The sequence below is a fragment of the Staphylococcus lutrae genome, from assembly GCF_002101335.1.
GTDB classification, from domain to species: Bacteria; Bacillota; Bacilli; order Staphylococcales; family Staphylococcaceae; genus Staphylococcus; species Staphylococcus lutrae.
The window spans coordinates 2,523,978-2,533,115 of sequence record NZ_CP020773.1; the positions used below are offsets into that span (position 1 = coordinate 2,523,978).

Below are 9,138 nucleotides of genomic sequence, written 5' to 3' on the forward strand. Positions count from 1 at the left end.
GCTAAATCCGTTCCGCCTTTTCCACCTTTTCCCAAACTTCAGTCAGTGATAGCCGTACATTATTGCGCTCTGCCCACTGTTTTACAAATTCAAATTCAGCCTCTGTATCGTGGATGAATGCATTTAATGCGACCACAGGTTCAACACCAAACTTACGAATATTTTTTACGTGACGCTCTAAGTTTTTTATACCATTTTTTAAAGCTTCCACATTTTCCTCTTTAAGATGGTCTTTTGAAACGCCTCCGTGCATCTTTAGCGCACGAATAGTCGCTACAACCACAACGGCATCAGGTTCGAAATCTGCTTTACGTGATTTAATATTGATGAACTTTTCGGCACCTAAATCAGAACCAAAGCCTGCCTCTGTCACAACAATATCGGCTAAATCACGTGCCGTTTCTGTAGCAATAATTGAATTACAACCATGTGCAATATTCGCAAAAGGTCCCCCATGTACAAGTGCAGGTGTCCCTTCAATCGTTTGGACAAGATTTGGTTTAATCGCATCTTTTAAAATCATTGCGAGTGCACCTTGTACGCCTAAGTCTTTAACAGTAACGGGTTGACGTTCTCGCGTATAACCAATCGTAATTTTCGCAATACTTTCTTTAAATCTTTGATGCCTGTGCTCAAACATAAAATAGCCATAATTTCTGAAGCCACTGTGATGTTGAAGCCATCTTCTCGAGGCACGCCTTGCGTCGGTCCACCTAGACCTACGATAACTTGACGTAATGCACGGTCGTTCATATCTAATACCCGTTTCCATTCGATACGACGTTGATCAATTCCAAGCGCATTACCTTGATGAATATGGTTGTCTATGAACGCAGACAATGCATTATTTGCAGTCGTGATGGCATGGAAATCACCGTTAAAGTGGAGATTAATATCCTCCATCGGTAAGACTTGGGCATAGCCGCCACCCGTAGCCCCACCTTTTATACCAAATGTCGGACCTAATGCAGGTTCTCGTAATGCCACCATGACATTTTTATTAATTTGTTGAAAGGCATCCGCCAATCCCACAGTCACAGTTGATTACCTTCTCCAGCTGGTGTCGGACTCATTGCAGTGACTAGGACGACTTTTCCCTTACCATTTTTTGTTTTAATTTTAGAAATATCAATTTTCGCCTTGTAATGTCCGTAAGGTTCTAAAGCATCTTCGGAAATACCGGCCTTATTTGCAATTTCTTTAATTGGTTTGAGTGTCGCTTGATTTGCAATTTCTAAATCTGTTAAATGACCCACAAAATTCAACCCCTTCATCGTTTTATAATACGCATGCGATGTAAACGCATACATTTAGAGTTAAAGCACGTTGCTCATTATTAATGATAACGAACTCGTGCAAGGTTGTCGAACAAAACATGCTCAATCATTATATCCTTTCATTTTATCCTATGTATTGATTCTCAATTATCGTATACATCCAACAAAAAAGGCCGAGACAATCCTCCGATACACCTTTCAACAATTTCGAAAGTCGTGTATCATCAAATGTCTCAGCCTTTCGTTTGTGATATTAACAATCGTAAATGCATCGTTACGGGATAACAGATAAGATTAAAATCGTATACTATCAGCCGTATTAATCTTCCATTGTGCTTAAATCACCTGTCGGCAAATCAAGCTCCCAAGCTTTTAACACGCGACGCATAATCTTACCTGAACGTGTTTTAGGTAATTTCTCTTAAATTCAATTTCTCTTGGTGCCGCATGTGCTGCAAGACCTTCTTTTACAAATAATCGTATCTCTTCTTTAAGTGCGTCAGTCGGCTCATAACCTTGACGTAACGCAATAAACGCTTTAATGATTTCACCACGAACCGGATCTGGCTTACCAATAACCCCTGCTTCTGCAACGGCTTTATGTTCTACTAATTTAGATTCCACTTCAAATGGACCCACACGTTCACCTGCAGTCATAATAACATCATCGACACGTCCTTGGAACCAGAAATAACCATCTTCATCTTGGTACGCCGAATCTCCTGATACATACCAATCACCGATGAAATAAGAGGCATATTTTTCGGGGTTTTTCCATACTTCACGCATCATCGAAGGCCAACCTTTTTTAATCGCTAAGTTACCCATACGATTCGGTGGTAAACGATGACCTTCATTATCTATAATTGCCGCTTCAATACCTGGAAGTGGTTTCCCCATTGATCCTAATTTAATGTCTTCAGATGGATAATTGACGATCATATGTCCACCTGTTTCAGTCATCCACATGTATCGAGTACACGTTTATGATACACCTTTTTCGCCATTTAATCACTTCTGGGTTCAAAGGTTCACCTACGGATAAAATGCTTCTTAATGAAGTCAAATCATATTTTTCAACGAGATCATCGCCTGCACTCATCAACATTCTCAAAGCAGTTGGTGCTGTATACCAAATCGTTACTTTAAAGTCTTCGATCATCGCATACCAGTTTTCCGGTGAGAATCGGCCGCCTGCGATACAGTTTGTGACCCCGTTTAACCACGGAGCAAAAATCCCATAGGACGTTCCTGTCACCCAACCTGGATCCGCAGTACACCAATAGACATCATCTTCATGAAAATCTAATACATACCGCCCTGAAATATAGTGTAATAACATGGCTTCTTGTACATGTAACACGCCTTTCGGTTGTCCAGTTGAACCAGAAGTATAGTGAAGAATTAAGCCGTCTTCACGTCCAAGCCATTCAATATCAAACGCAGTATCGGCTGTTTGCATCGCTTGATTGAAATCAACATACTGATCTTCAACAGTCTCATCCACTACGACAATGGTTTCTAAATGTGGCAACTGATCTTGAGGAATCCGTGAGAGCAAACTATTCGTTGTAATGATGACTTTGGCTTCACTATTTTCTAAACGGTCTTTCACCGCCTTTTCCATAAATGCTTCAAATAATGGACCAACGATGCCTCCCAATTTTAAAACACCAAATAATGCAAAATAGAGCTCCGGTGTTCTTGGCATAAAAATAAATACACGGTCACCTTTTTGTACGTTGGCTTTATCTTTTAGTACATTGGCTGCTTGGTTTGATTTTTCCTGCATCTCTTTAAAAGTATAACTTTCTTTACGTTGTTGATCTTTATAATTTAACGCGATTTTGTCTGCTTTCCCATCTTTAACGTGGCGATCAATACATTCATAGGCCATATTGACTTTGCCAGTTTCATACAAGAAAAGACTTTTTCTACTTCTTTCCAATCGAATTGGTCATATGTTGTTTGATAATCTTGAGGTTAAAGTTTCCTTGTTCCCCTTTGTAAACTTCGACTTTCATCACGAATCCCCCTTTGTATTGTCATCGCTTTCAAAACTAATGTTATTATACCTTATCAGTATGCTGTTTTCAAAAAATTGTACTTATTCAGAATTCAGATGAAAATACATGAGTCATACATTATAATAAAAATAGTGAAATCATATGAGAAAGGGGATGGCGGTATGAAACACGTTAAAACATATGAAAAGGAACGTTATACAGTGGACGGGCAAACATTTGTTATTGAGGACCTGTTTCTAAAACATACTTACAGGAAATGACTTTTGATGATGGTCTTGACGCATTTCGTATCCCTATTGAGCAATTCGAGGCGATACAAGAAATTAGTACATTGGATGAAGGACGTATTTATATAATTAGAAAAGAGAAGCATATAGTTGGTTATGTCACATATTTATACCCTGACCCACTTGAGCGATGGTCTGAAGGACAGCTCCCTTACCTATTAGAACTAGGGGCAATTGAAATTAGTTTAGCTTACCGTGGCCTCGGATTAGGACGCATTTTGCTCAAAGTCAGCACAAGAAGTCCCGAGTTAGAGGATTATATTATAATGACGACTGAATATTATTGGCATTGGATTTGAAAAATTCTCAACTCGATGTATTTGAATATAAAAAACTCATGCAACGAATGATGGCCAGTGGCGGGTTAGAAGTATTTGCCACTGACGATCCAGAAATTACGAGTCACCCTGCAAATTGTTTAATGGCACGTATCGGTAAAAACATCACAGTTGAACAAATGGAAGCGTTTGATAATATAAGATTTATGAATCGTTTCTTTTTCTAAAGGGGGGGGAGGTCATATGAAAAATCAGTTAAAACGAGAAACAGGCTATGTCTATGCGGATTCATTGTTGCGCTATCGGTTCCATAATAAGCATCCGTTTAATCAAATGCGTGTAAAATTGACGACTGAATTATTGTTATCTACAGGCTTTCTCTCAAAGGACCAAATTATCGTCCCTAGGCAAGCAACAGTAGACGAGATTGCTACGATTCATAAATATGATTATATACAAGCAGTTATAAGAGGAGAAAAAAACCTTTTACGCCCTGATGAACAACAAAAATATGGTTTAGGCGATGAGGACACCCACGTGTTTTCACGCATACACAGAAGTACAGCAACGATCATTGGAGGTGGATTAAATTTAATCGATGCCATCATGTCTGGAAAATTCCGCAATGGCTGTCATTTAGGTGGTGGTCTCCATCATGCACATGAAGGACGTGCCAGTGGTTTTTGTGTTTATAACGATGCAGCGATTTATATCAAATATCTCAACGAAAAATATCATCAACGTGTGTTATATATTGATACGGATGCACATCATGGAGACGGTGTCCAATGGTCTTTCTACACGTCTAATCAAGTCATGAATTATTCCATCCATGAAACGGGTAAATTTCTTTTCCCGGATCCGGGCACTATACAGAACGCGGGGCAGAAGAAGGATTTGGCTATTGTATTAATCTCCCTCTTGAGCCTTATACAGAACATGATTCCTTTATAGAAGTATTCACTAAAACACTTTATCAAGTCGTTGATTCTTTCAAGCCAGACTTTATTGTCAGTGTGATTGGCTCAGATATACACTACTTAGATCCTTTAACACATATGAGTTGCAATTTAAATACGCTTTACGATATTCCTTATATCATAACCGATATCGCTGAAACATATTGTAATGGAAAAGTCATCATGTTAGGCGGGGGCGGCTATAATATTTGGCGTGTTGTTCCCAGAGCATGGAGTCACATTTATTTCAGTTTGATACATCAGCCACGATTAACAGGTCGTTTACCTGAAAAATGGCTAAACAAATGGAAACAGTACAGCCCGGTTCCTATTCCCGAATACTGGGAAGAACAATTTCAAGATTATCAGGTCATTCCACGGCGATCAGAAATCAGCCAACAAAACCTTCAAGTCGCGTCAAATATATTAAACTGGTTTTAATCAATTCAGCGTGGCAAAACGAATCAATATGACTCGTATTAAAATGTAATCAATTAAAACATAAAAATCCCCACTTGCGCTGACAAAAAGCTCTGCAAACGTGGGGGACATCCATTGAGATTCATCATACCGCTACCCGTACATGTTGGTTGCGCCTCGATTATGAAGGTCTTGTTGTACCTCGGTATTGAATTTGATACGGAAGTATGACATTCGGTTCTTCGATGTCTTCATTATTCATATATTTCGTTAATAAACGCATCCCTACCGCACCAATATCATATAACGGTTGAATGACACTTGATAACTGTGGTCTAACCATCTCAACTAACCGTGTATTATTAAAACTTACGACTTGTATATCTTCCGGTATTTTCAAACCGTGGTCTAATGCAGCATGGACGATTCCAATCGCTTGCTCATCACTGATTGATAGGACAGCATCCGGTTGATATTGACTTAATTTTTCAAATGAACGCAAACCATCTTTATATGTTTCATTTCCAAGATATAACAAATGATCATCTACAGGTAGTTGATGCGCCTCGAGCACGGATTTCAAACCTTCATATACATCTTCCTGTGCTTTTTTAGAGTATCCACCACCTACAAAAGCAATTTTCGTTGCGCCTGATTCAACTAATTGTTGTGTTACTTCTTTACTTGCTTGCACAAAATCGATATTCACCGACGCAATACCATCATCTTTACCATTCGTTCCTGATACAACAACTGGAACTGATGCGCGGCTGATTTGCGCCTTAATATCATCTGTTAATGTACCGCCGAGAAAAATAATCCCATCCACTTGTTTGCTTAATAAATTGTTGAAAATCTCTTTTTCTTTCTCAGGATCATCGTCAGAATTTGAAATAATTGTTTGATATTTATACATTGTTGCGATGTCTTCTAACCCTCGCGCCAATTGTGAGTAATAAATATTAGAAATATCCGGAATAATTACACCTACTGTAGTCGTTTTTTTACTTGCTAAACCACGAGCTACTGCATTAGGACGATAATTCAATCGTTTGATGACCTCATTTACCTTATCTCTTGTTTCAGGTTTTACGTTTTGATTCCCATTCACTACCCGTGATACCGTTGCCATAGAGACTCTTGCTTCTCGAGCAACATCATAAATGGTTACAGTCATAATTCTTCCTCCTTGAAAACACTTTATTTATGATTGTTATCAGTTTTCATATCATTTTCAAAGTGTATCATAATTCGACATGTTAAGTAATCTAAAACGCTTTCTTGTCATGGATTTGTCATATTTATATCACTCTAAATGACAAAGTTACCATTTTACATTTAAGCCTTTTTTATGTATTGGTTATCGTTAATCACATATGATTGACATCTTGTTATCGTTTCTTTCCAGCTGAGTCACGTTTTTCTTTTCAATGAAATGCAAAGTTCTACTTCTTCAAATGTATCGCGAGTATACGTGCATCCCTGCTTGCGCGTCCATGATTTTCCTATCATTCAACGTGTAAAAAAGGATAAACAATCGTATTGCTACGACAATTTATCCTTATACTGTCACGGTGTACTACTTCAATTGTTTTTGGTTATACATTTCTGAAAGTGGCTTAAGTTCATTATAGAACGTATCAAATTCATTTAAATCCATTTGCTGACCACTGTCACTTAACGCCACAGCAGGCTCTGGATGCACTTCTGCCATTACACCATCTGCACCGACAGCCAATGCCGCTTTCGCGCTGGTAACATGATATCTTTGCGACCTGTACTATGTGTCACATCGACCATCACAGGTAAGTGCGTCCCTTGTTTTAAAATAGGGACTGCGGAAATATCAAGTGTGTTACGTGTGGCTTTTTCATAAGTCCGAATACCGCGCTCACATAAAATGATATTTTGATTCCCTTCAGAAGCAATGTATTCTGCTGCATATACAAATTCTTCAATTGTAGCAGAAAGGCCCGTTTTAGTAAAATCGGTTTACGTGTGCGCCCCGCCTCTTTCAGCAATTCAAAGTTCTGCATATTACGTGCACCAATCTGGAAGACATCTAAATATTGATCAGCCAGTTCGAAGTCATTTGGATGAACAATTTCACTCACCACATTCAAATCATATTGATCTTTTAATTTGCTTTAATATTTTTAAACCTTCTCCACCGAGACCTTGGAAATCATAAGGCGATGTGCGTGGTTTAAATGCACCCCCACGAATGAATTTTCACCTTTCGCTTTTAAATCTCGCGCAACAGCGTCGATTTGTTCATATGATTCTACTGAGCATGGGCCGAAGACAAATGTTTTTGACCTTCACCAATGATCCCCCCATTATCAAATTGAACATGGTATCTTCTGGTTTTAATTTACGTGAGACATATAAATGTTTTTCGTTATCTGATTTTTGTAAGTCTGTGGATGCTTTGAAAATCTCTTTGAACAATTGTTTGATGACATTATCATTAAACGGACCTTTATTTTTATCGATAAGTGTGTTTAGCATTTCTTTTTCTCGTTGAGGGTCATAAATCACCGTACTTTGTTTACGTTTTTCCTCACCGATTTTTTGAGCTAACTCTCCCCGTTTTGATAATAAATCTAAAATTTGATCATTAATATCTTCAATTTGTTTTCTGTATAATTCTAAATTACTTACCATCTTAATTTCCCCCCAGCGATTTCTGACTCGCTTTAAAGCGATAAAATTTTAAAGGTTGATACTGAGTATACTAACAGTAAAATTTAGTTATTTCAACCCTTTTCGAGTTAAAATAACACAGAACTTGATTGATATGTTTAAGTTAATGTTATTTGATGATACGAGACGAAACAGATTCATCAAAAGTCATATGGCGCGAGTGGATTTAAATCACGATTCATTCGCGTATGCAACATACAAATTTGAATCTGTATATGTGTTAATATATGGCAAATGATGAATCATTACAAGTAAGTCTATCATTCAAATCAAATATATAAGATTCCTATCATTCACACCGCTCATTTGTTCACTATTAAAATGTACTTAAAAAGTGTCAAAAAAATTGGGACTTATGAGATGAAGTCACCTCATAAGTCCTCAATGTCATTACTCATACGTCTCTCAGTGCATCTTAATCGTTAAATGTATGTTTGCCTACTTTTTTGTTCAATTTTTTTACATCTTCTGACTTTTGTTTGTCTACCGTTGTCGTTTCAGTCTTTTTTTGAGCAGTCTGTTGTTGTGATTCAATATCATGTGTGATAACACCATTTTCAAAAACCGCCTGACGATGTCCCTGTTGCTCCGTATCTATATGATTTGCCTCTTTTTGTTTTTCGCTCGGTTCTTGCTTGATTTCGTCGTTTTTTGACGCCTGATTCGGAACAGAAGGCGCTTGTAGACGATCTGAGTCCACTTCACTACGAATTGCACGTAATTGGGCAGCATGCTCGGAAACAGTTCCTTCGTCAACAGGTGATGCTTGAGCTGTTTCATCTTTAATGCGTCTCGCTTCTGATTTCAATGCTTCCGCTTTACGAATTGCATCTTCTCTTAATTTCTGAGCGTGTTCTCGTCCATAAAATTGATTTTTCGTACGTTTGGATTGTGCAATATTCGGTTTTAAGATGAATCCTAATGCACTTCCCAAGATTGCCCCTGCCACAAATCCGAATACAAAGTCTAAAGGTTTATAACCTGGTTCATATTGAGGAACTTCATAGCTTTCTAATCCTTTTGTATACAAATCTCGATTATATTTTTCCATCGTTCTTCATAGCCTCCTATAATAAATGCACTTAAATCAAGTATGATACTCATTTAAGTGCATTTCGTTCAAAGCTTATTTAAACTGACCAACACTTATTGACGATTTGAATCTATGTCATTCAATGTTGTAT

Annotated in this window: 4 protein-coding genes and 5 pseudogenes; 2 read left to right on the plus strand and 7 right to left on the minus strand. The window is 37.9% G+C overall.

The genetic code is table 11. From position 1 onward, the window contains the following. Window position 1: 1 nt before the first annotated feature. Both B5P37_RS12280 and acsA read right to left on the minus strand, forming a co-directional pair. Window positions 2-1,310, minus strand: a pseudogene (locus tag B5P37_RS12280) (formate--tetrahydrofolate ligase). 286 nt (window positions 1,311-1,596) lie between these two features. Continuing rightward, window positions 1,597-3,301: pseudogene (acsA, locus tag B5P37_RS11745) on the minus strand (acetate--CoA ligase). A 164-nt stretch (window positions 3,302-3,465) separates the two neighbouring features. Between acsA and B5P37_RS11750 the strand changes: the two are divergent. Both B5P37_RS11750 and B5P37_RS11755 read left to right on the plus strand, forming a co-directional pair. Beyond that, window positions 3,466-4,096 (plus strand): annotated as a pseudogene (locus B5P37_RS11750) (GNAT family N-acetyltransferase). A 16-nt stretch (window positions 4,097-4,112) separates the two neighbouring features. After that, window positions 4,113-5,269, plus strand: a pseudogene (locus B5P37_RS11755) (acetoin utilization protein AcuC). 160 nt (window positions 5,270-5,429) lie between these two features. On the opposite strand, the gene ccpA reads toward B5P37_RS11755, so the two are convergent. The 5 genes and pseudogenes from ccpA to B5P37_RS11770 form a co-directional block, all read right to left on the minus strand. Then, window positions 5,430-6,425, minus strand: a complete 996-nt coding sequence (gene ccpA, locus B5P37_RS11760; protein ID WP_085236237.1) for a catabolite control protein A — start codon at window positions 6,423-6,425, stop codon at window positions 5,430-5,432. A gap of 402 nt (window positions 6,426-6,827) precedes the next feature. Beyond that, window positions 6,828-7,365, minus strand: a pseudogene (locus B5P37_RS12395) (bifunctional 3-deoxy-7-phosphoheptulonate synthase/chorismate mutase). A gap of 7 nt (window positions 7,366-7,372) precedes the next feature. Then, window positions 7,373-7,474 carry a hypothetical protein gene (locus B5P37_RS12400; protein ID WP_244898656.1) on the minus strand — a complete coding sequence of 34 codons (102 nt, stop codon included), beginning with the start codon at window positions 7,472-7,474 and terminating at the stop codon, window positions 7,373-7,375. Between the two features lie 48 nt (window positions 7,475-7,522). Beyond that, a complete protein-coding gene (gene aroA, locus B5P37_RS12240) occupies window positions 7,523-7,915 on the minus strand; it encodes a chorismate mutase (protein WP_244898616.1) in 393 nt (130 codons plus the stop codon). A 454-nt stretch (window positions 7,916-8,369) separates the two neighbouring features. After that, window positions 8,370-9,005 (minus strand): hypothetical protein, encoded by a 636-nt coding sequence (locus tag B5P37_RS11770; protein ID WP_085236241.1) that lies wholly within the window; start codon window positions 9,003-9,005, stop codon window positions 8,370-8,372. Window positions 9,006-9,138: the final 133 nt, after the last annotated feature.